The 1,189-nt window shown below is 31.9% G+C and carries 1 protein-coding gene; it reads left to right on the top strand.

The window, feature by feature from the left end; genetic code table 11:
• On the top strand, positions 1 to 1,189 hold a 1,189-nt coding region (locus FPG59_RS16190), incomplete at both ends, for an acyltransferase family protein (RefSeq protein ID WP_254906732.1).

Here is a 1,189-nt window from a genome sequence, read left to right as displayed (position 1 = left end):
ATTTAGAGGATTTACTATTTTAATGATGACTATTGTCAATAATCCAGGAAGCTGGGCGACTGTTTATCCTCCTTTATTACACTCAGATTGGAATGGTTGTACTCCTACAGATTTAGTTTTTCCCTTTTTTATTTTTATAATGGGAGTAGCGGTTTCATTTGCAATGCCTACAAAAAATTTTGATAACACAACCTTTAATAAAATACTAATTCGCTCCTTACGAATGTTTTGTTTAGGAATGTTTTTCAATTTTTTTGGAAAAATACAACTTTTTGGACTAGACGGTATTCCCTTATTAATAGGACGAATAATAATAACAATTAGCGTGGGTTATGCACTCATGGGCAGTTTCAATGCAAAAGTAAAAACGTATTTAGCTATTGGTATCTTTGTTACATTTTTATGTTTAGCATATAGTGGAATTGAAGCTTATCAAGACGTCAGGCTACCGGGAGTTTTACAGCGCATTGGAATTGTATATTTTGTAATATCACTTTTATATCTAAAAACAACGCTTAAAACGCAAATCATAGTAGCATCAACAATTTTACTGGCATATTGGGCAATAATGACATTGATTCCAGTCCCAGGAATTGGATTAGCAAATCTTGATAAAGAAACTAATTTGGCATCTTGGATGGACAGTATCTTTTTAAAAAATCATGTGTGGGCAGTTACAAAAACTTGGGATCCAGAAGGAATTCTAAGTACAATTCCTGCAATAGCCTCAGGAATAATAGGATTACTGATAGGTCAATTACTCAATCGTCCATTACCTAAACTGGAAATTGTAAAAAAAATGGGAATTGCTGGAATTATTCTTATTATTCTTGGTCTTTTATGGAGCGTCACATTTCCTTTAAATAAATCACTCTGGACGAGTTCTTTTGTTTTATACACATCTGGTATAGCAATACTTTCGTTAACTATTTTCTATTATGTAATTGATGTTGCTAACTATAAAAAATGGACAAAACTATTTCTTGTTTGGGGAGTAAATCCAATGATTGTATTCTTCTTTTCTGAAATAATTCCACAAGCATTAGAAATGATTCAATTTCAAAATCCAGAAATTCCTTCTGAACAAATTAATCTTCAAAATTATTTGTATCATTTTTGGATTGCACCAGTTTTTAATAATCCTATGACGGCATCCTTAGCCGGAGCTTTGATCTATGTAACTATTTGG

It is taken from the genome of Flavobacterium sp. FPG59 (genome assembly GCF_002150205.1).
In the GTDB taxonomy this organism is placed as follows: domain Bacteria; phylum Bacteroidota; class Bacteroidia; order Flavobacteriales; family Flavobacteriaceae; genus Flavobacterium.
The sequence above is the reverse complement of the archived record's forward strand: the minus strand, read 5'-3'. Positions and strand labels throughout refer to the sequence as shown.